Source organism: Desmonostoc muscorum LEGE 12446 (genome assembly GCF_015207005.2).
In the GTDB taxonomy this organism is placed as follows: Bacteria; Cyanobacteriota; Cyanobacteriia; order Cyanobacteriales; family Nostocaceae; genus Nostoc; species Nostoc muscorum.
In genome coordinates this window covers 8,057,891-8,080,070 of the sequence record NZ_JADEXS020000001.1, presented here as the reverse complement: position 1 = coordinate 8,080,070, position 22,180 = coordinate 8,057,891, and the positions used below count along the sequence as shown (strand labels likewise).

Annotated in this window: 21 protein-coding genes; 9 read left to right on the top strand and 12 right to left on the bottom strand. The window is 42.2% G+C overall.

Translation table 11 applies throughout. The features are described from left to right. Positions 1-198: 198 nt before the first annotated feature. The 5 genes from IQ276_RS33320 to IQ276_RS33300 form a co-directional block, all read right to left on the bottom strand. Positions 199-942: a pentapeptide repeat-containing protein gene (locus IQ276_RS33320; protein ID WP_193921921.1), complete on the bottom strand. Its 744-nt coding sequence runs from the start codon at positions 940-942 to the stop codon at positions 199-201. 743 nt (positions 943-1,685) lie between these two features. Continuing rightward, positions 1,686-3,512 (bottom strand): tetratricopeptide repeat protein, encoded by a 1,827-nt coding sequence (locus tag IQ276_RS33315; RefSeq protein ID WP_235116182.1) that lies wholly within the window; start codon positions 3,510-3,512, stop codon positions 1,686-1,688. Positions 3,513-3,712: 200 nt separating this feature from the next. Beyond that, positions 3,713-4,375, bottom strand: coding sequence for a Uma2 family endonuclease (locus IQ276_RS33310; RefSeq protein ID WP_193921917.1), 663 nt, complete (start codon positions 4,373-4,375; stop codon positions 3,713-3,715). A gap of 338 nt (positions 4,376-4,713) precedes the next feature. Continuing rightward, the gene (locus IQ276_RS33305) at positions 4,714-5,304 is read right to left on the bottom strand and encodes a thioredoxin family protein (protein WP_190879966.1); all 591 of its coding nucleotides are present in this window, start codon (positions 5,302-5,304) and stop codon (positions 4,714-4,716) included. Positions 5,305-5,386: 82 nt separating this feature from the next. After that, the gene (locus IQ276_RS33300) at positions 5,387-7,042 is read right to left on the bottom strand and encodes a B12-binding domain-containing radical SAM protein (protein WP_190879968.1); all 1,656 of its coding nucleotides are present in this window, start codon (positions 7,040-7,042) and stop codon (positions 5,387-5,389) included. A 278-nt stretch (positions 7,043-7,320) separates the two neighbouring features. On the opposite strand from IQ276_RS33300, the gene IQ276_RS33295 reads away from it, so the two are divergent. From IQ276_RS33295 to IQ276_RS33285, 3 genes are all read left to right on the top strand, one after another. Next, the gene (locus IQ276_RS33295) at positions 7,321-7,542 is read left to right on the top strand and encodes a hypothetical protein (RefSeq protein ID WP_373690613.1); all 222 of its coding nucleotides are present in this window, start codon (positions 7,321-7,323) and stop codon (positions 7,540-7,542) included. 699 nt (positions 7,543-8,241) lie between these two features. Beyond that, the gene (locus IQ276_RS33290) at positions 8,242-9,009 is read left to right on the top strand and encodes a class I SAM-dependent methyltransferase (RefSeq protein WP_193924462.1); all 768 of its coding nucleotides are present in this window, start codon (positions 8,242-8,244) and stop codon (positions 9,007-9,009) included. A gap of 41 nt (positions 9,010-9,050) precedes the next feature. Continuing rightward, complete coding sequence (locus tag IQ276_RS33285; RefSeq protein WP_190879973.1) at positions 9,051-9,290, top strand: DUF6737 family protein; 240 nt, start codon at positions 9,051-9,053, stop codon at positions 9,288-9,290. Positions 9,291-9,410: 120 nt separating this feature from the next. On the opposite strand, the gene IQ276_RS33280 is transcribed toward IQ276_RS33285, so the two are convergent. Beyond that, positions 9,411-9,566, bottom strand: a complete 156-nt coding sequence (locus IQ276_RS33280) for a hypothetical protein (RefSeq protein WP_190879975.1) — start codon at positions 9,564-9,566, stop codon at positions 9,411-9,413. Positions 9,567-10,138: 572 nt separating this feature from the next. Between IQ276_RS33280 and IQ276_RS33275 the strand changes: the two genes are divergently transcribed. Next, on the top strand, positions 10,139-11,158 hold the full coding sequence (locus IQ276_RS33275; protein ID WP_193924459.1) for a sensor domain-containing diguanylate cyclase: 1,020 nt from the start codon (positions 10,139-10,141) through the stop codon (positions 11,156-11,158). 325 nt (positions 11,159-11,483) lie between these two features. Then, the gene (locus IQ276_RS33270) at positions 11,484-12,827 is read left to right on the top strand and encodes a GTPase family protein (RefSeq protein WP_193921519.1); all 1,344 of its coding nucleotides are present in this window, start codon (positions 11,484-11,486) and stop codon (positions 12,825-12,827) included. A 128-nt stretch (positions 12,828-12,955) separates the two neighbouring features. Here the strand turns inward: IQ276_RS33270 and IQ276_RS33265 are convergent, their stop codons facing one another. After that, positions 12,956-13,435, bottom strand: coding sequence for a GNAT family N-acetyltransferase (locus tag IQ276_RS33265; RefSeq protein WP_193921513.1), 480 nt, complete (start codon positions 13,433-13,435; stop codon positions 12,956-12,958). Between the two features lie 112 nt (positions 13,436-13,547). Here IQ276_RS33265 and IQ276_RS40460 point away from each other — a divergent pair, with 112 nt between their 5' ends. Beyond that, complete coding sequence (locus IQ276_RS40460; RefSeq protein ID WP_255264370.1) at positions 13,548-13,679, top strand: hypothetical protein; 132 nt, start codon at positions 13,548-13,550, stop codon at positions 13,677-13,679. 8 nt (positions 13,680-13,687) lie between these two features. On the opposite strand, the gene IQ276_RS33260 is transcribed toward IQ276_RS40460, so the two are convergent. After that, positions 13,688-13,999, bottom strand: a complete 312-nt coding sequence (locus IQ276_RS33260) for a hypothetical protein (RefSeq protein ID WP_228043385.1) — start codon at positions 13,997-13,999, stop codon at positions 13,688-13,690. A 2-nt stretch (positions 14,000-14,001) separates the two neighbouring features. Between IQ276_RS33260 and IQ276_RS33255 the strand changes: the two genes are divergently transcribed. Further along, positions 14,002-14,829 carry an MlaE family lipid ABC transporter permease subunit gene (locus IQ276_RS33255; RefSeq protein ID WP_228043384.1) on the top strand — a complete coding sequence of 276 codons (828 nt, stop codon included), beginning with the start codon at positions 14,002-14,004 and terminating at the stop codon, positions 14,827-14,829. Positions 14,830-15,053: 224 nt separating this feature from the next. Here IQ276_RS33255 and IQ276_RS33250 read toward each other — a convergent pair whose 3' ends face one another. Continuing rightward, entirely contained in the window at positions 15,054-15,503 is a 450-nt protein-coding gene (locus tag IQ276_RS33250; protein WP_193921511.1) for a hypothetical protein, read from the bottom strand. A 212-nt stretch (positions 15,504-15,715) separates the two neighbouring features. Here IQ276_RS33250 and cruF point away from each other — a divergent pair, with 212 nt between their 5' ends. Together cruF and cruG are read left to right on the top strand one after the other, a co-directional pair. Next, on the top strand, positions 15,716-16,624 hold the full coding sequence (gene cruF / locus IQ276_RS33245) for a gamma-carotene 1'-hydroxylase CruF (RefSeq protein ID WP_235116181.1): 909 nt from the start codon (positions 15,716-15,718) through the stop codon (positions 16,622-16,624). 128 nt (positions 16,625-16,752) lie between these two features. Then, complete coding sequence (cruG, locus tag IQ276_RS33240; protein ID WP_235116180.1) at positions 16,753-17,964, top strand: 2'-O-glycosyltransferase CruG; 1,212 nt, start codon at positions 16,753-16,755, stop codon at positions 17,962-17,964. A gap of 103 nt (positions 17,965-18,067) precedes the next feature. On the opposite strand, the gene rnhA is transcribed toward cruG, so the two are convergent. From rnhA to IQ276_RS33225, 3 genes are all read right to left on the bottom strand, one after another. Then, complete coding sequence (rnhA, locus tag IQ276_RS33235; protein ID WP_235116179.1) at positions 18,068-18,976, bottom strand: ribonuclease HI; 909 nt, start codon at positions 18,974-18,976, stop codon at positions 18,068-18,070. 99 nt (positions 18,977-19,075) lie between these two features. Continuing rightward, the gene (locus IQ276_RS33230; RefSeq protein WP_228043534.1) at positions 19,076-20,752 is read right to left on the bottom strand and encodes a purple acid phosphatase family protein; all 1,677 of its coding nucleotides are present in this window, start codon (positions 20,750-20,752) and stop codon (positions 19,076-19,078) included. A gap of 532 nt (positions 20,753-21,284) precedes the next feature. After that, positions 21,285-22,019 carry a redoxin family protein gene (locus IQ276_RS33225; protein WP_193925412.1) on the bottom strand — a complete coding sequence of 245 codons (735 nt, stop codon included), beginning with the start codon at positions 22,017-22,019 and terminating at the stop codon, positions 21,285-21,287. Positions 22,020-22,180 lie beyond the last annotated feature (161 nt).

The following is a 22,180-nucleotide window of genomic DNA, read 5'->3' as shown; positions in this document are numbered from 1 at the left end:
AAATTTTCCTTACAACCTAGAATTATTACTTAGTTATTTGGACAAAATAGTATAGCATTTAGCAAAAAAATTATAATATGGTCACAAGAGTCATTTAACTCAGGAATGACATCAGATATACTAGTATATTACGGTGTTAATAAACCACCCATTCTCAAACAGTGAAATCCTTGCAGTATCAGAATTACGAATTACAAATTACTGAGAAAATTTGGCTTCCCTGAAATTTGCCCCATCAAGTATGGCATCATCGAGAACTACCCCATGCAGGTTAGCTAGATATAAACTGGCACGATGCAGGTTAGCTTTTTGGAGATTCGCCCTTTGGAGGTTGGTTGCGCTGAGGATTGCCCCTTTGAGGTTAGCTGAGTATAGGTTGGCTCCTTCTAAATTAGCTGCACTGAGGATTGCTCCCTCTAAATTGGCTTCTGTTAGGTTAGCCCCAGCAAGATTAGCTTGATAAAGATTTGTCTGTTCTAAATTAGCTCCATTCAAGTTTGCTCCTCTGATGTCCGTATGACTCAAATCAAGCTGCTCATTTTCTGGATCTTTATTGACATCTCTTCTAGCGATAACAGTCAGAGCCGCTTGAATATCTCCACGAACTTTTGCACCAGGGTTGCTGATAACTTCCTTTTGCGGTGTGTAAGCAGCATTTTCGCGGATAAAACTAGTCAGAATGTCCATGATTATCCAGTGGTACTGCGGATGATTATGGGCAATTTGCTCTAAATCATTGATTATAGCTACACTAATTTCCATTGTGTTATTACCTAACTGTTTAATTGCTATTTTTAAACGCTGTTTTGGCGAGTGATGCTGAATTCGTTTAACCTGTTCCTGAAAATCATATATCTTGAGAAGTATTTGTGAGAACTGGTTGTGATTTATTGGTAAAATATTTCTCATGACATGAAAAGCATTAATAATTACTGTCAACATAGAAAAATACTCCCAGTGGTTTTACCAATTGACTTGTCTAGGATATTGTTTCATGCATGGTCAAGATTTGAATATGCTAATGCAATCAACAAAATAGATAATACAACTGTTTAGTAAGTGGTTAATAACATAGATACCGCCTGCCGTCATCAGTCATCAGTTGCACTCACAATTTTTCATTCTTCACTAACAATTGACCTGGATCATGATAATTTTGTAAGAAGTCAGAAGTCAGAATTCAGAAGTCAGAATAGTTATATAAAGTTCGATTTAATACTTGTAATTAAGAATGACGCTCAAAGGATGTTTGAAAAGTCCTCTTGTTGGTCTCAAAAGTTTTAGATCCCTCTAAATCTCCCGATAAATTGGGAGACTTTGATTCCGATTCCCCCATTTTTAAGGCTACGGTGTATACACAGTTTAACAAAGGGCTGAAAGCAATTTGCAGTTGAATAGACCACGGTAGCCTGGGCGAATGGAATTCGCGGCTACACAGGCAAAGTCCGCCTACCTTGTCCTAACAGAAAATTAAGGGTTTTGTTTGTGTAGACGCGGTTTCTAACCGCCCGTTTCGCGTTAAGTTGACACCAATGCACAGCTGTGCGCCCCTACAATGATGTAATTTTCAAAGGGTGTATTAGATTCAATTGAAAACCACCCTAGTGAGTTATTAATAAGTGCCTAAAATCACAAATAATTACTTTTAAAACAACTTCTTAAAAATTCTGACTTCTGAATTCTGACTATTCTTCTTGAAGTTGTTCAATTAGCTGAATAATTTGTTGATAATACTGGATATTTCCTTCTTGATAATACAAGTCTGCGGATTTCTGGAAATCAGTAATTGCTCGTTGCAAGTCACCCAAATTTCGGTAGACATCAGCTCTGAGAATGTAAGCTGAAGCCCAATGAGGTTGACGCTGTAGGGCTTGGTTTAAGTCCGCTAAGGCTAAGTTGAAGTCTTCCAACAGAGAATAGCTACGCCCCCGATTGTACCAATCTTCAGCAAAGCTGGGATCGATCGCAATTGCCCGACTGTAATCTTTGATTGCACCCTGATAATCTTCTATGGCGTAGCGAGCGTTAGCCCGATCGCTGTAAAATGCAGCAGATTGGGGATTGATTTGCAAAGCTTGGGTGTAATCTGCGATCGCACTTTCATATTCTTCTAGAGCATAGCGGGTAGAAGCCCGATTATAATATGCTTCAACTAAATCGGGATTGATTTCTAAAGCTTTGTCATAATCTGCAATTGCTCCATATTCATCCCCTAAAAGACGACGAGCATTGCCCCGATTGCAGTATGCTTGGGAAAAGTCAGGAATCAATTCTATGGCTTGGGTGTTATCATCAATTGCTCCTTGGAAATCTTGCAAAGCTTCACGGGCGATACCCCGACCATAATAAGCTGCGGCTAAGTTATCATTAATCTGCAATGCCCGATCGTAATCTTTGATTGCTCCTTTATGATCTCCTATAGAACGACGAGCCGCGGCGCGATCGCAATATCCTTCAGCTAAGTTAGGATTGAGTTGTAATAAGCGATTACCATCTTCAATTGCACCTTGATAGTTTCCCAATCGCCGCAGAGCATTGGCCCGAAAGCCGTATACTAAAGCTAGTGTGGGATTTTCTTGCAATGCTCGGTCATAATCTGCGATTGCACCTTCATAGTCCTCAAGAGTGCTACGCACAAGACCCCTTTCGCAATAAGCTTGCACATCATCAGGATTGAGTTTCAGTGCTTGGTTAAAATCCTCAATTGCGGCTTGATAATCTTGGAGGTGAGACAGAACCAAACCGCGATTGTAATATGCGCCGGCAAAGTTGGGGTTAATTTTTAACGCCTGGTTGTAAGAAGCGATCGCACTTTCATAATCTGCTAGAGCGTAGTAGGCATTACCTCGATTATGATAAGCTTCTGCCAAGTTAGGATCTAATTCTAATGCCCGATCGTGATCGGCGATCGCTTCGTGATAATTTCCTAAGAGTTGGTGAATATTACCGCGATTGCTGTAAGCTGCGGCAAAATGGGGATACCACTGTAAAGCTTCCTGAAAATCTGCGATCGCTCCTTGAGAATCGCTCTGATCGAGACGAGCTACACCGCGATTATGATAGGCATTGGCAATATCAATATTGATGTTATCAGCTAATTGGGTGCTGATTTCGATGGTTTGGATATAATCGGCGATCGCTTTGTCGTAATCTGCTAGGGCAAAGTAGGCATTACCGCGACTGTGGTAAGATTGGGCGAAGTTAGGGTCGATGGCTAATGCTTGGTTATGATCGGCGATCGCTTTTTCATAATCTCCTAAAAAGTAATGTGCATTGCCTCGGTGATAGTAGGCTGTGGTGAAATTGGGGTTGATTTGTATTGCTCGGTTGAAATTGGCGATCGCACCGTGATAATCCTTAAGTTGAGAACTTGAAATAATGCCTCGATTATGGTAGGCTTCAGCGTAATCAGGATTGAGGTTGATTGCTTGGGTGTAAGCTGCGATCGCTGCTTGATAATCCCCTTGCAAATTTTTATTGAATCCTTGGTTGAAAAAATCTTCAGCACTCATATAAATATTTTTTTTACATATCATAATCCCTGGCTTTCAAGCATGGGATTTTAAATTCAACTACTATTGTGCCTGTTGTTGGGATTTTTATTCCCAATGCCGCGATCGGGTTTTGTATATTTGAAAGTCACCAAAGTCCTAGCGCTGCTAGCCCAGAGATTGAAAAGAAACTGATTAATTGGTGGTTAACTGTCAATTATTTAAAGTGTATTTGGGTCAATTCCTTGCTGTTGTAATCTGGCTAACAGATTTTGTAATTGTTCTTCTGGCGTTGAGTATCTTTTACCATGCTCATCATACCAATATAACCATTCCCGCATCCTTCCTTGATAAATACCTTGTTCACGTCCAATACCTAAATCAATTTCTGGCATCCAAATTTTATCCCCTGGTTGTAAAATGTATTTATCTTCAACTAAGCGATAAACTTCTAAGCGTTGACGCTTACGCCGCAGGCGAGTTGGAGCATAAATGACATAATACAAAATGCCTAATTCGGCATAATCAATTTTTTTCTGTTCGTATTCGCCGTTGTAAGTTTGAGAAACAACTTCTAAAGCTAAAATTGGTGGAATGCCTTCTTCTTCCCACAAAACGTAACTAGAACGTCCATTTTCTCCAACAAAACGTTCTACACCTAAACTCAAGAAACCATCCGGAACTATGGCTTCTTTACTTGGTGTATGATAAACTCCCATGTTAATGCCGAAAAACCAGTCATCACGGTTTTGCCAAATCGACGCTAAGATAGCTAGCAATAAGTTGGGAATTAATATTTGCAGTTCGTTATCCACAGGGGTATTATCTGAATCTGGTAATTCTGCCGATGAAGGTAGGCAGTCTAACGGATTGTAGTTGAACATAAGCAGTCCTCAATCCTCAATCTCTAAATTTAAACTTGTATTTAAATTATCAACCTCGCCGCAAAGATGAAGCGATTATTTATTTAAAAATATGGGAAAAATTCTGAAAAAGGGAGTAGGGAATGTCTACAGACACGATTAATCGCGTCTGTAGGTGAGTAGGGGAGGAAACCTTTTTTAACAAACTTCGGCGGGTTTAAGTCCCCGGCAACTAATGAGCCGCAAGTTTTGTGGCTCTTTCTAAATCCCCGTTACAAAACTGTACTTCCGACTTCCGACTTCCGACTTCTTTAACGTGCGCCTCCGTTGGAAGTCCCTAAAGCAAATGTGAATCAGGCTTAATTTACCACTTGGCTACCATGACTGCGGGGGTCATCTTGACTAGCTGTTGGTGCTACTGGGGCTGAGAATTTGGAAACTTGGCCGCTAGATTGACCATAGGGGAGAGACGAACCAGTAACTAAAGCCTCTAAGTTGCTAGCCATAATGCTGCGGGGTTGATCGCCGATCGCTTGGGCGATGGTTTCCCCACCCGACTTCAAGAACACAAAATGCGGAATCCCATCCACACGATATTTCAACATTTCTGGTAACCACTTGGTATTATCCACATTCAGCATCACAAAATTTAGCTTGTCAGCATATTCTGTTTCTAGTTGAGCGATATCTGGTGCCATTTTTTGGCAGACAGTACACCAATCAGCATAAAACTCCACCAGAGATGGTTTACCGTTAGTCATTGCTACTTCTAGCGGTGTGGATGCTTCACTTAATTTTGCCAGGGAAGCCGAAGTCGTTTCAGTTCGCAATCCTAAGACAAAGGCAACGCTAAGGGCGATCGCCACGATTGCAATTAAGAAGTTTCTCAAACGCTTCCCTAAGGTGGATTCAGATTTTTCAACAGAGTTCACAGGTGAATCCGTACTCATAACAGAATTATTACAACTTATTAAGTAGTGTCTTCTCCACTCTAACAATTTAGGTCAACTTGAAGTCAACTTCCCATAGCGACTAGCTACGAACCTTGGTCAGGATTTTTTGGGAATAAAACGAAGCTGATTCTTCGTTTTTGGCACAATCTTGGGCAAACTTAATCAGATGATGCCCCACAAGCCCAACGTGAATCAGGTTTTCAATATTACCTGCTTTTAGTGCTGGTTTGGCCATTTTCCAAAAAGTTTGACGATAGTTACTAAATATGCCTATCCGCAGCAAAATATTGATTAAATAAGTTAAACCTTTGCGAATATTAGCCCCAGAAGTGCGAGCTGGGCTGTTAGGAACTTCGATCCGGTTTGGATAGGTGTGTTCTATGTTGTAGGCAAACCGCTGATATAAAAATTCCGGCTCATAAGCTGTGGTGATGCAGCGCCGCCACATTTCGACAACTTCCTCGTAAGGCATCAAAAACTCAACATTTGATTCGCGGTTTTCATCAAATACAAGTCGCCCCTCTGCTTCTAACCTCCGCCATAAAGGAGTTCTCGGTAATGCATGAAGTAGGTTAATTGTCAACATGGGAATTTGAGAGGCGCGAATAAATTCGAGAATGCGATCGCCTGTTTCTGGTGTATCTGTATCTAAGCCGATGATGATCCCCGATACAACTTCCATTCCATAGCTATTTAAAACCTGAATCGCTTTTAAAATCGGCATACTCAGATTTTGGTCTTTAGAAATTGCATGGAGAGCTTCTGGTTCTGGTGTTTCAATGCCGCAAAAGATGGTGCAGAAATAGGCTTCGCGCATCATCTCCAGAAGTTTGGGGCTTTGAGCAAGGTTGAGGGTTGCTTCACAAGCAAACTGGATGGGATAACCATTGCGCTTTTGCCAGTCAATCAGGTGAGGAAGCAACTTCATGGCAGCGCGGCGATCGCCAACAAAGTTATCATCGACAAAATACACTGCTCCCAAATTGCCTGATTGTCGCATTGCATCTAACTCAGCGACAACTTGCTCTGGCGCTTTCATTCGGGGATTGCGTCCATAGAGTTCTGGAATATCACAAAACTCGCAACGATAAGGGCAACCACTGGAAAACTGCACGTTTGCCAGGAAATAATCATTGAGGTTCAATAAATGATAAGCTGGGGTCGGGAATTCAGTCAGAGGTAAACGTTCTTTGGTTTCAAAGCGAATTTGCCCTTGGGGACGTTCTGAATTTTGGTCTAGATACTCGATCAGGCGATCGGTTGCATCTCCCAATTCACCCAAATGTAAAATATCAAATTCTGGATAATATTCTGGGCAACCAGATACAGAAGGGCCACCAACAACTGTGATTTTGCCCGCTCGATGGGCAAGTTCATTAATTTGATTAATCTGTGGTTTTTGGATATGCATTCCACTGACAATTACCACATCAGCCCATTGATAATCAGCTTTAGTTGCTGATTTGACATTCTCATCAATAAACCGGACTTCCCATTCTTGAGGCAAATAAGCAGCCACAATTAAAATACCTTGGGGTGGCATAAAAGCCCGGACGTTACCTGTGAGTGGGTAGGCATAATGAAATGTGCCAAATGAGCGGCTGTACTTGGGAAAGATACAAAGGATACGTCGATGATGCAAGGGAATGTAGCGGTTTTTTGCAGCATTAGCAGCCGTTTTGGAATCGGCCCCCAGAGCAATTGGATTTTCTAAAGACTTGAGATTTACAGTCATTGCAAATTTCACCCCGAAAAACTGAGCAGCTAATTTAACAATCTACTGACATAATCAGCTTTAATTCCAACTAGCTTACCGCGATCTTTCAGGAGTTTTTACCTGTAAGTATAGAAAACTTACCTGAAAATAGAGCATGGAGAAGAGGACACCGGGACACGGGAAAAGACTTGTTGCAATATCTAACACTTTACCCTGAATAACTAGTCTTCATTGTCGGCGGCAATGGTAGCGGTAAATATGCTTCAGGAAAATTAATTACTGGTCTTCGAGCATACTTGGAAGATAGACAAATTTATCTATTCGATGAGTGGGTAGCCGCTCAATCATCTATATTTAAAGCAATATTTTATACTCCATTCTTAGAAGAAGTGCGATCGCGTGGTAAAACAGTCTTGGTGATTAGCTACGGCGATCGCTATTTTCATTTAGCAGGCCGAATTATCAGAAGAATGGGTTTAAAACCCCGCAAGGGAAAAACCAAGAAATCTAAGAAGTGATTCTTAGAAGCTCCGAGGCTAAAGCCTCGGAGTCATGTCACCAAACTTGATTATGGACAAATAGAGTATGACAAAGCTTGACACTTTAACGCTTTAATGAATTGGTAGTTGAAAATGGTGCTGGCGTCCTGTAACACAACATCCTAAAGCACATTAGTGAACATACACTTTTGGCAACCCGTATAAGGATGAATTTATAATCTACCTTCAAACAGATTTTTAAAATTAACAACAGCAAATATCCTGGTAATACAATACTGCTCGGTTAAGGAATTTCTTGGTTGAGGCAAGCAGGGGGAGCAGGGGGAGAAATGGGGGCTGGCGTTGAGTTTTGCCTCCCCTGCTTCCCCTGCTTCCCCTGCCTCCCCTGCTTATCCGAGCAGTATTGCCTGGTAATAGAAAATTAGTTGCTACCTATTGCTTTTCTTCAAAGGCTATCAGAGGTTGTTTGAAAAGTCTAATTTATTATTCACCGGGCGAGTGCAAGTCGCAGCGACACGAAACTTTACCCACCGACCTGGGTTAAAAACCCTTGATTTTGTATTAGTCTACGAACGTGGACTTCTCTAACGGGAGGCTACGCGAACGCTTGTGTAGTAGCGAATTCTATTCGCTCAAGACTTTTCCAAGTTCTTTAATTATGAGTTTTGAGAGCTTCGCTTTGTAATCAAATAAGCTTCATAAAGTAAGGTTTTGATAATGAATAATTTGGTTCCTGAACGCAAAACATCCGAAGAAGAACGTTTTGAAAATGACTATTATTCTTACTTTGAATCACCTGAAAATTTGACACGTTATATACCTACATCTAGTTTTCTAGATAACATTTTTCCAGAAAAGCCTTTCTCTTTATTGGATTTAGGTTGCGGTAACGGCGCTTTAAGCAAATATCTACCTGTTCGATGTGACTATCTGGGAGTCGATCACAGTGAATTGGCTATTGAACAATGTTTAAAAGTCTACCCCAATAGAAAGTTTGTTACCAAAGATTTATCACTTTTCTTATCTCAATTAGCTGAAAAAAATCAAAAGTTTGATGCCGTCGTTCTAGCAGGTTTGCTATTTCATAGCATTGACAAAGAAACCCAAGAAAAAAAAGATGATCAAGAAATTATTCAATTCTGCTTGGATAAAATACTAAACTCCAAAGGATATCTGGCGATCGTTGTACCTTTTTGCTATGGAAACCATCCATCTCACAGTCTATTTGTTCGAGCAGAGTGGCTGCAAAATTCAGTAGAAAAAATGCTAGAAATTGCCAAAGCAAAAATTGTTCACGAAAATATATCCTTACAAGTCGGCTTAGATGAGAGAGTCCGACAGCAGAAGGTAATCCCTGATTGGTTTATTTCTGATAGCAGTGCTGATTATTCGAGTATATTTGTTGGAACATATATGGCAACTTGGACATTTATTGCCTGCCCTAGTACGCAGGCCACGGAAGAAAAAAAGCACTATGACGTTTAAACTTGTTCAAGGAACACTTGCACATTTGCCAAATAAAATCAATGTCTGAACAAAAGCCCTTAAATCCTTGGAACTACAAACCTTGGTGGTGTCAACCCTGGTCTATACTGCTCACAGGTGTAACCCTGATTAGTGGTAGCTGGTTATTATTTAAAACTATCTGGCTAACAGTTCTTGTCTCCATCCCTGTAGCGACCTGGATGGGATTTTTTGTGTTAATTTGGCCACAACTAATTATTCGCAGTGGAATTTTAGAGTCCTATCAGAATTCTGAATCTTAACGTCAAACGTCGTCATAATCACAATTTTCGTGTCTGGATATGTGCAACTGAAGAAACCAAACTGCCGACACAGCGACAGTTTTCAGTTAGGGACTTCCAAATAAAAAAATATCCAATTATTTATTGTGGGGTGGGCGTCTCGCCCGCCCTATGAACTGGGCGCTCATGTTGCCCACCCCACAAGATTGGATAATTTATTTCTTGGTAATCCCTTATGCCTGCAATGCGATCGCTCAAATGCCCAGCATATTCGGCGTTGTTTACAGCCTTTTTCATCTATTTAAACCACAATCCCTTGTAGGGTAGCACAGCTGTGCTACCCTACCCTATGGTTTAATTACCTGAAAATTGCTGTAATCAGGGGATGATTGAGGCTGACGCAAAGACGCCGGGACACGGAGACGCGGCGATGGTATTATTTGGTAAAATTTCCCGACTAATGAAGAATTTTGCCAGATGAACCCCGAACTTTTCTCAAGGTCTAGACGAATTTATAGTATCAAAAATATCAAGCTTATACGAAGAACTTTCGCAATTTAATAAGTTTTGATAATTTTTAGCGGATTTTGATCTTTTTCAACCTGGCTTTGGGCACAAGACCTTGTAAGCATCTACATATTCAGGGAATTTGCACAGTGAAAGCTTAGAGTGAAATGAACAACAGAGCAGACCGAAGGCATGAAGAACATAATGCAATACAATATCTCTGTACAAGATTCAACCGAATTTTAATTTCTGTTGCAGAGATATTTGTATCGCGCAGGTTTGACGTTCGAGAGAGAATCCTGCGATTATTGCAAAATTTACAGCCTAGCGGACTTTGTTGCCTAAAGTTGAGACGCTCATCTGTGAAAACCCGACCTGCTCCTCTACCTGAAAATGAAGCAGAAAGGCTCAAAGCATTGGAGGATTACAATATTCTCGATACCCTACCGGAACAAAGATTTGATGACCTGACTATTCTTGCTGCCTACATTTGTAGTACTCCAATTGCTTTAATTGGCTTAATTGATAGCGATCGCCAATGGTTTAAATCCAAGGTGGGAATAAAAGCGCGGGAAATACCTAGAGAGTGGGCTTTTTGCTCCCATGCCATTCTGCAACCACAGGAGATATTAGTAGTTGCCAACACCATCAAAGACGAACGCTTTGCAAACAATCCCCTAGTTAAAAATAATCCCAAAATTCGTTTTTATGCTGGTGTACCGCTAGTTACAGCCAATGGTTTTCCCATAGGAACGTTGTGTGTCATCGATATCATTCCTCGTCAGTTAAGTGACCAGCAGTTAGATGCACTGTACCGCCTAAGTCGTCAGACCATCGCCCAGATGGAACTCATCCAAGAAATTCGCAACCGTAAACAAGCAGAAATCGAAGGCAGACAGTTATCACTAACCGATGAATTAACAGGTTTGCATAATCGGCGTGGTTTCTTCCTACTGGCTGAACAACAACTCAAAATTGCTTACCGGATGAAACTGTTATCCTGGGTAGTTTTCATTGATTTAGACGGATTAAAACAGATTAACGACACCCTTGGTCACGATATGGGAGACGCCTTAATTGTTGATGCTGCTCGATTACTGAAGCAAAGTTTTCGCAACTCGGATATTGTTGCTCGGTTGGGTGGAGATGAGTTCATTGTTTTCATCTCCAGCTACTTCAAAGATGCAGAAAACATCCAAGCACATCTGCAAGCAAATATTGCCAACTTCAATCAAAAGCAAAACCGTAGCTATCAACTTTCCATGAGTATGGGAATACAGCGTTGCTCACCAGAGAGCAATATGTCACTAGAACAACTCGTTGCCAGATCTGACGAGTTAATGTATGCTCACAAACGTCTCAAGCGGCAATCTGGTCTGTAAAAGGGAGTGGGGAGTGGGGAGTGGGGAGGCAGGGGAGGCAGGGGAGGCAGGGGAGGCAGGGGAGGCAGGGGGAGAAAAAGAAATTAAGTGTATTTATTATATTTTAGTAGTAAAAATTACTAGGATTTTATCTTGACTCCCCCTGCTTCTCCTGCTCCCCCTGCTCAAGAAAGCTCATTAGACGATGATCTCACTTTTTGGCGTTGCTTCCCCTGCACCCTACCCCCTGCCCCTGGAGCCTCTTTCCCACTCCCTACTCCCTTTTTCAACCTAGTGCTGAACCAAGTTTAACGGTAGGATAAATATATCTACCTTTTTCATGGGAATGACTGAGCCACCCGATCCTGACTCTCAGCAATTGAGTGAACTCACCGATAGTGTAACCAACAAATCGGTGGATAACTCATGGAAAAATCGCATTGCTGATGTCTGGAACAAAGCAACAACAGGTTTGACGCAACTATTACCCGTAGAACAACTGGCACAGACTGTTGTTGATTGGTTTAGTGTCAGTGAGGCTCAAGTTGCGGAGATTTTAGAGAAAGTTCGAGCCGAACTGCCAACCACCGAAGCCCTGTTAATTGGTAAACCCCAAGCCGGGAAAAGCTCAATTGTGCGTGGGCTGACGGGAGTTTCTGCGGAAATTGTCGGTCAAGGATTTCGTCCCCACACCCAACACACCCAGCGCTATGCCTATCCTTCCAATGAACTGCCATTACTGATTTTTACTGATACGGTGGGATTAGGTGATGTTAATCAGGATACTCAAGCAATCATTCAAGAGTTACTTGGCGATTTGCAACAGGACACTCGTTCCGCCAGAATCTTAGTTTTGACTGTCAAAATCAATGATTTTGCAACTGAAACCCTACGACAAATTGCTCAACAGCTGCGCCAGAAGTATCCAGATATTCCCTGTTTGCTAGCGGTTACCTGCTTACACGAAGTTTATCCGCCCGATACTGTCGATCATCCTGATTATCCGCCAGACTTTGAGGAAGTCAGCCGCGCATTGACTGGCATACAAGAAGCTTTTGCCGGACTAAGCGTTGGCGAAGCCTCTCCGAAGGAGATTCGCTGTGTACTTATTGACTTTACTTTAGAAGAAGATGGCTATACCCCCGTATTTTATGGCTTAGAAGCCCTGAGAGATACGCTTGCAGAACTACTCCCACAAGCAGAAGCCCAGGCGATTTATCAGCTATTGAATCGGGAAGAAGTTGGTAAGCAAATTGGCAACCTTTACCGTGATACAGCACGTCGTTATATTTTGCCTTTTGCGATTATGTCTGCAACTTTGGCTGCTGTGCCATTGCCATTTGCCACAATGCCTGTGCTAACAGCCCTGCAAGTTTCGATGGTGGGTATTTTAGGAAAATTATATGGGCAGACGTTGACGCCATCCCAAGCCGGGGGTGTTGTAAGTGCGATCGCTGGTGGTTTCCTCGCACAAGCCATCGGGCGAGAATTAATCAAGTTTATACCAGTTTTTGGCAGTGCGATCGCCGCATCTTGGGCAGCCGCCTACACCTGGGCATTAGGTGAAGCAGCCTGCGTTTACTTTGGTGATTTAATGGGAGGTAAAAAACCCGATCCCCAGAGAATTCAGTCGGTGATGCAAGAAGCTTTTCAGGCAGCACAAGAACGTTTTAAAGGAATTAAACGTTGAAGAAGAATACAGAATACAGAATTCAGAATTCAGAATAAATCAGTTCGGAGTAGAACTCAACACCCAGAAGCACTACGAATTATTGATCCACCAGCCGCAGAAAATTCAATTGGAGAATCTCTTTGTTGTTAAGATTCAACAATTTGTTTCTCAAAACAAATACTCACTGGATTACCCACGTAATGCCCATAGGGTGCTATGTGTTGATAACCCGCAGTTTCATATAACCGAATCGCTGTTGGTTGATAAATGCCTGTTTCTACCCATAACTTGCGATAACCAAAAATCTCAGCACGTCTTTCTAAATCAGCCAGAACAGCCTTAGCCACTCCTCGACCACGCCAAGGCGATTCCACAAACAGGCGTTTAATTTCCCCGATTTCCTGTGCAAGTGGAACAACTGCACCACAAGCGATCGCCTGCCTTTGAATCCAGCCAATAACAAACACAGATCCAGGTTGACTGAAGTCAAGCGGCGGAAACTTGCCATTTGCCGTACCACCATATAACAAGGTAAGCTCTTGATACATTCGATTAATTAATATATTTGCTTCCAAACTTTCGTAATCTTCTCGATAAATTACCAATTCATCAAGATGTTCGAGCATAATTTTAAGAGTAGATTAAAGCTGACGTTTCAAACATTACGAAAAAAAATGACAAATGACAAATTGCTCTTATCTGTGTATGAAAAAGTCATAAAATCATGCAAAATCGAACTTGGCAGCCACCCAAATTTTTCAACTCAACGGTCAATTTGTCACACTTCGTACCCTAATTTTATATGCAGCTTCATACGGTAGTCCTGAACAGTTAACCGTATGTAAATCATCTATTTTACGGACTATTTGATACCACTTTTACAGTGAATCATTACCTTTAAAAAAGCTGCATATCATTTCACCAGGGCTTTTTTTCTCAAAAGGCAAAACAGTTCCGTCTTGTTGAACCTTAACTCTTTGACGACAATTGTAGACCTCAATGGGTGTTTTTACTCCATCTACACTAACCGCTGCCCTGTATTCCCAATAATTTTTGGCACTTCGGTTAATACTGAGAATACAAATCTGGTGACGATTGTAATTCCGGCACACAGATGCAAAAGCTGGAAGCGCCACTAAAAAAGATAGTATTAATAACAACACAAAAATTACATATTTTATCCTGTTCATAAATGATTATTGACACTACATTATGGGAAATATTATTAAATTTCAAACCCTTTGAATTGCAACCAAAAAAAAATTTTGAACAATGTTGGATTGTACGCTGTTTTGCAGCACTACTGCTATTTGGTCAGGTGTGGCTGCATTTACTCCAGGGAAAAACCTACTACCGCAAGATTTTGCAACACATGGTGACGGCTGGCCCGGCTTCTATCTCTCCAGTTTTGCTTGTGGGTGGTTTTGCAGGAATGATTTTTACTATTCAGACAGCGAGAGAATTAGTGCGATTTGGTGCTGTCAATGCTGTGGGAGGTGCTTTTGCATTGGCTTTTTGCAGAGAATTGGCTCCAATTTTGACCGCTAGCATTATGGCGGGACAAGTAGGTTCTGCTTTTGCCGCTGAAATAGGCGCAATGCGAGTCACAGAGCAAATTGATGCACTTTATATGCTCAAAACCGATCCAATTGATTATCTAGTACTTCCTAGAGTAATTGCTTGTTGCTTGATGATGCCTTTGATGACAGTTTTTGCTTTAGCTATGGGTATCGCCGGGGGAGTTGTTGCTGCATGGCAATTTTACCAAATTGTTCCAGAAACCTTTTTAGAATCAGTCAGAAATTTTTTAGAACCCTCAGATTTGTTGATTATTTTGCTCAAAGGATTTCTTTTTGGGGTGCTAGTTGCTGTCATTGGTTGTAGTTGGGGATTAACTACTAAGGGGGGAGCAAAGGAAGTAGGAGAATCAGCAACAAAAGCAGTTGTTACTAGTTGGGTGTCAATTTTTATCATGGATTTTTTTCTGTCTCTGCTACTATTTGAACACGTTGGATTTTGAATAAGGGACTTCCAAAAAATAAATTATCCTAAATTATTTGTACATTTGTAGGGGCGCATAGCTATGCGCCCCTACGACTGGATATTTTTTTAACTGGAAGTCCCCAATCAAATTCCCAACTTTGCTCAGAAGTCGGGAATCTGATCTGTGAGTCGGCTTGGGTATCCAAATCCTCTGTATTCTAGATTCTGAATTTTTAGGAATAACTGATGATATTCTCTATTTTATAAGGTCAATAAAATTTCAGAATTTACTAACTTGTAGATGAGGGCACCCAAGATCAAACCTGTCAATGAAACAATAGACGCACTCCAAAAAGCTAGTTTTTTCTTCAGACCCGCTACTTGAAAGTCTATCCTGACTAGTATAGTTGCCGAAATAATCAGTAAGGTATCAAGAAATATCCTAAACCAGGCAAGCATAATAAAGAACAAGAAAGCTGCTAAAACGGCAACGCCAAAAGCCCTAACATTTGATTCAAACACAATAGTGTAGTAGTATGTCACTTTTGGCCAAGGAGTTGTCAAAGTTAGTATTAACAGCAAGATAGCAATTACAATCACCGACCACACAAACATAGGAGGATGTGTTTCAGATATTACCCAGCCCAAAGTACTGTAGCTAAGCAGTACTAGCGCCAGGGACACCCAAGGAACTCTTTTCAAAATTGACATGGGTTGATTGCCAGTACAGGGCTAAAGCATTATTTGATCGCTAAGTCGAGTAACTAAAGACTCGATTCAACTTATAGCCTGTCATACTTTTGCCAAGCAAGGCAAACAAGTTTGTACAGAATACAGCATAAAGTAGTTAAATATGTTGATAAAGATTTGTAAACTGTTAGCAGCCGAGTAGCCGCGTGTCACATCTTATTTAAGGAATTATCATGAGACAACTTGTTATTGCTGAGCGCGTATGCCTCATCGCTCATATCTTGTCGAAGGCTTTTGGGCTAGTAGGGATGTTACTAGTCTTACCTCATGCCGAAATAATTTTAAACTTATCCCAGGTTGGAGAAACTGCCATACAGTTAAGTATGGCTGGCGGCGGTGTAGTTGATATCATCTTGGGAACAATAGCCGTTTCTATTTATGCCTACCGGACGCTGGGATTAGGAACTTGGCTGGCATTTATGCTCCCGGCTGTGTCTATCTCTTTGGGAAGTGAATTATTGGGAACTAGCACAGGCTTTCCATTTGGTGATTATAGCTACTTGAGTGGCTTGGGTTACAAGATTGGGGGGTTAGTTCCTTTTACAATTCCTTTATCTTGGTTTTATGTCGGGCTGTCGTCTTACTTAATTGCCAGAACTGGTTTGAAGGTAGCCGAAAAACCCAGTTGGGGACGCCATATTGCGGCTGTAGCTATTGGTGCTTTACTCTTCACTTGCTGGGACTTTGCCCTTGAGCCAGCAATGAGTCAATCTTCTCTACCCTTTTGGTATTGGCAGCAACCAGGGGCTTTCTTTGGAACACCTTACCAAAACTATGCAGGTTGGTTTGGCACTAGTGCGGTGTTTATGAGTGTGGCAGGATTATTGTGGGGAAAAACTTCGATAAAATTACAGCGATCGCAACTCAATCTCCCTTTAGTAGTTTATTTAACTAACTTCGCCTTCGCCGCCGGACTCAGCTTGGCGGGTGGCTTCTTCATCCCTGTGTTACTCGGCTCAGTATTGGGTGTAATTCCCGCCGTGGCGCTGTGGTTGAGGAGTTCAACCACACCCACTCAAGTTGCTATTGAGCCAGTAACTGAAGAAGTCTCAGTGCCAAGCGTTAAAGTTGTTTTGAAATAAGCAGATAGATGGGGGAGTGGGGAGATGGAGAGATGGGGAGATAGGGAGATGAGGAAAGAATTTCACTCCACCACTTCACACGCCCAATCCCCAGTCCCCAATACCCAGTCCCCAGTCCCGAATAACAAATGACAAATGACAACGCCTTGATAGTAGAAAGCGCCATCTCCCTTTTATTGCTACTTATCCAAGTACCAGCAACGGCGATTCTGCTGTCGCGTCTGCTAAAAGGGCCAGGACGCCATCCGCCAATAGAACCGCAACAGCCGACGCCGGAACTGTTGGGTAGGGTTAGCGTTGTTGTTCCGACGCTGAATGAGGCGCTTCGTATTAGCCCTCTGTTAGCTGGTTTAAGTCAGCAAAGCTACGAAGTTCGGGAAATTCTTGTTGTGGATAGCAATTCCAGTGATGGTACTCCCGATTTGGTAAAGGCGATTCAGCAAAAAGATCCGCGCTTTCGCTTGATGACAGATGATCCCTTACCCTCTGGTTGGGTGGGGCGTCCTTGGGCGTTGCATAATGGTTTTCTATATAGTTCAGAAGCGAGTGAGTGGTTTTTGGGACTGGATGCTGATATTCAACCGCATCCTGGTTTGGTTGCTAGTTTGGTGAAGACAGCCGAAGCACAAGGTTATGACTTAGTTTCCCTTTCACCCCAGTTCATCCTCAAATATCCGGGGGAATGCTGGCTACAACCGGCTTTGTTGATGACTTTGCTTTACCGATTTGATCCAGCTGGGATCAATACACAGCAGCCAGAACGGGTAATGGCAAATGGACAGTGCTTTTTGTGTCGTCGCTCCGTTTTAGCGGCTGTGGGTGGCTACAGCAGTGCGAGTAGTTCTTTTTGTGATGATGTCACCTTGGCACGGAATATTGCTGTTCAAGGTTATAAAGTGGGATTTTTAGATGGAGCAAAAGTACTAAAAGTACGGATGTATGAAGGGGCAATAGAGACGTGGAAGGAATGGGGGCGGAGTCTTGATCTCAAAGATGCAACCTCTCGTTCTCAGCTGTGGGGAGACTTATGGCTACTTTTTGCAGTGCAGGGTTTACCACTTTTAATAATCCTGACTTACTTGTTGATTTCTCTGCCACTAAAGACGCGATTAATGGCGTCTCTACCGATTTTCCCATTTTTACTACTGGGTTTGAATTTATTTCTCCTGGTGATTCGGTTTGGTATGCTAATGGCGATCGCACCTTCATACGATCGCCATACTGCCAAAGGCGGTTGGTTATTCTGGCTTTCCCCTTTAGCCGATCCCATAGCCGTGCTACGAATCTTCTTATCTGCATTCCGCACCCCACGCGAATGGCGGGGAAGAAAATACATGTAAGTGGGGCATAGGACATTGGGCATGGGGCATGGGGCATGGGGCATTGGTTATTGGTTATTAGTTCTTCTCCCCCTGCTCCCCCTGCTCCCTCATCCCCTCCGCCTCACTCCTCTTCCCCTCCCACTTGATCCCCGCGTTCTAGTTCCCAAAGAATTTGATTACCTTCACGGCGTACCCGTGAGACTATCCAATTTCGCCAGCGCCACTGATCCCCCCTACTGGTAACGGCACTGGCGTGGACATCCATTAGATCTGCTAACTCGGAGCTGGTAATTAAGTAGCCTTTTTCGGAAATTTCGTCAGCTATACGCAGAGTTTCAACTAAGTTGCGGAGTTGCAAAACCCTCGTTTCCTGCGGTGTTTCATCGGTTGTGGCCGCAGTTGGCCCAGTTGATGGTTCCATAACGGTTATTTCTGGTGCAGAAGTAGTGACTTGGTGTGTATTTTGGTTACTTATTCTAGAATTGTTGTCATAATCAGCTACTTTTGCTACATTTGTTTCACTTGTGCTAGGTAAAGTTTTATAACAATTTGTGGAAGAGAATTGTTGTAGAGATGGGATTTTACCACTGGCATAGGTGCGAGCGATCGCATCACAACGTTCGTTACCTATGTTACCAGAATGTCCCTTGACATATTGCCATTTTACTTGTTGGCTATTGAGTTCATCTAAGGTTTCTAAAAGGTCTTGGTTTTGGACGGGTTTACCATCTGTTTTTTTCCAGCCTTTGTTTTTCCAGCCTTTCACCCACTTGGTAACGCAGTTAATTAGATATTCGCTATCGGTATAGAGGGTGATGGGTTGGGCTTGTTGAGATGTTTGCAGAAATTCCAGGGCAGCGATCGCGGCTTGCATTTCCATTTTATTATTAGTGGTGTGGGGGGAGGCATCGCCCATTTCGTGAATTGAGCCATCACTGAAATAGACGACAACACCCCAACCGCCAGGGCCAGGGTTACCAGTGCAAGCACCGTCTGTGTATATGCTTTGAATTGTGGGTTGGGTGGACATGGTTAGGATATCGAAGTAGCAGAGGACGCTAAAGGAAGAGTTGTTAGCGGCGAAAGCGCAGGCTAATAAAGATTAGCACAGCAAAGAAAATACCGATGCCTAGACTTCGAGGTGTAGGGGTACGGCAGTGCCCATTGGTGTCAACTTAAATTCATCAAACTTCACTACCTCTGAATCAGCCTTGCGAGTATCAAAACGATAACTACTAATTGCACCCGTCCCCGTATCAAAAATACTAAAAACAGTAATCTCATTACTAGCAACATAAGGCATCGCCTTACCATCTTCACCTAACAAAGGCGCAATTGTTGGTAGAATCGGTTCTAAACCATTGGGATCGCCAAGCTGAACATAATCTTCTTGATAGTTAATTGGCACTTCTCGCTTTCTCTCACCCCAAGCAGCACCATAACTATTACCAACATTAGATGTTTCTAAAAAGTGCATTCCACTGGGACTAACAAACCGATTCCACAAATGAGAATGTCCATAAAATACTAATTGTACATTAGCTGTTTCAAGCATTGGCACAACATCGCGGATGATATAATCTGCGTCTTTGGGATACTCGTAACGCACTGCTTTAATATTGGCACCATCCCGCTGAATTGTTTGTACTGGATCTGTATAGGCAGGAACTATATTATCACCCAAAGTGTGAGGCGGATGATGAAACATCACAACTTTGTATTTTGCTTGTTTAAATTCAGGGCTATTGAGTTCTGTTTCTAGCCAATTATACTGCTTGGAACCTTTAGCAATTGGCTCATAAATCACCTGTCCATAACCCCAATTTTCTGGATTATTGAAATCCTTTTCTGCTTCTTGATATCTACCTTTACGCTTGACATCTAAGTTGGGAGTGCGCCACATATTCGTAATGTATAATACTACCAGACGTACATCACCAAAGCTAACTGCATAATATTTTTTTCCACCCTCTTGACTCGTGGGGAGAGTGAAAATTTCTTCGTAGGTAACAGTATTAAAAGAATGATCTATGAGAGATTTATCAGGGTACAATTTTTCGGCAACTGCATGAGGAATGGTATCATCAAATTCATCATTTAAACCTCCAGTTCTCGCAAATCGCCCCATGACTTCATGATTACCAATGCAAGTAAACATGGGTGCATGTTGAATTATTTTCCCACCAGTGTAGGTTGTCTTAACACCGTCGTGGGTCATTTCATATTTAGCACGACCTTGTAAAGCGGGAAATAAGGCACCACCTGTATTATCATCAAACCATTCCGAGGCGCGATCGCTAATATTTACCAAATCACCAGCAAACCACACCCCATCAACTCGTCCAACCGTTTCTACTACCTTTTGCAGATTTGCAGATGTCATCGGTTTTAATTGATGGTCTGAAGTAAGTAGAATTTTTAATGGTGTACCAGGTTTTGGAGTAGCAGCAAGAGTAAAAACATCACTGCTAACACTCCCCCCATCTTCTTGCACACTCGCCACGCGATAGTTTACCCGCACACCAGGAGTTAACCCAGTTACCTCAGCTTCATGTCGCCAAATGTCACGCCCAACAGGTTTTTGATAAACTTGGCCGTCTTGGGTTTGGTTTGCAACTCGTGACTTTTGGTCTTCACGTGTGCGACTGAGTTTGATAGTATTTGCCTTAGCGGTTTGTTTGAGATTTTCACCGTAGGACACTGTGTGTTGAGTACCAGCAAACTCGGTAAACCAAACTACTCGCACTGAATTTTCAGTTGGCAGTTGCAAAAATGGGTCGGTCAGCAGATAGGGTGCTGATATCATATTTGTTTGCCTACATGAATGCACGCTTACTAGAGTAAAGCATATAACAAGCACAAGCATAGCCACTGAGGAGATTTTACGGCTGCTTAAGCGTCTGAGCATGAGTAGCATACCAAATTCTTTTAGGGTATTCACCGACTAAACGCAATTTTATTATTAGCTTTTTTGCAGCTCAGGTTTAAAACTTATCTTTGATAAAGCCTCTAGTGTTAGGATTATGCTTCATGTGTGAACTTTTCTAGAGATTATAAATTTTTATACTGTATTTTACAGCAGTTTTCACGTATTTGAACCACATCTGTCGTAGGGGCACAGCATTGCTGTGCCCCTACCGCGTGGTCGATTTACCTGAAAATAGTTTTACCCCACCCTAACCCTCCCCGTATGTATTGGGGAGGGAACTGGATTTCCTGTTTCCCCCCTTTATAAGGGGGGATTAAGGGGGGTAAATTCGAGTTGTGCATACACCATAGTTGCGAAGGGGAGGGGAAACAAAGCGTAGCTTTGGCGGGGTGGGGTTCTTTAATTAAACTTATTTCGCAGCGAAATAGGCTTCTAATGCCTCAGAACCACCAATTAATTTCCCACCAATAAATACCTGGGGAACTGTTGTCGCACCTGTAACCGCTCGTAAAGAACGTGTGGTAATATCCTTACCTAAGGTAATTTCTTCGTAATCTATTCCATGTTCTTTGAGCATCGTCTTCGCACGAGCGCAGAAGGGACAACCCACCTTTGCAAACAGAGAAACTAGTTCTGGCTTAGCTGCTTGCGGGTTTAGATATCTGAGCATTGTTTCAGCATCAGACACCTTAAAGGGATCTCCTGGCTCGTCTGGTTCAATAAACATCTGGTTAATTACACCATCTCTTACCAGCATAGAATAACGCCACGATCGCTTACCAAATCCCAAGTCTGATTTATCTACCAGCATTCCCATGCCTTCAGTAAATTCACCATTTCCATCGGGAATTAGTGTAATATTTTCTGCTTCTTGATCCTTTGCCCATTCGTTCATCACAAAAGCATCATTCACAGAAATACAAATAATGTCATCGACACCATTTTCTTTGAAAACCTTAGCCAACTCGTTGTAACCAGGGAGGTGAGTTGATGAACAAGTGGGAGTATAAGCACCCGGTAAGGAGAAGACAACTACTGTCTTATCAGCAAATAACTCATCAGTTGTGACATCCACCCACTGGTTGTTTTGACGAGTATGAAAAGTGACATTGGGAACTCTTTGTCCTCGACGATTAGGCAACATAATTTTGCTTCCTCAAGTAATCAATACCAGTAATATCCTAATTTAGAATTCAGAATTCAGAATTCAGAATTCAGAATTGCTCAAGACTCCACTGATGAATGAATGGAGTCTTAATCAGTTAGAATATTTGAATTTTGTTTCGTCCAGAATAGACACTAATA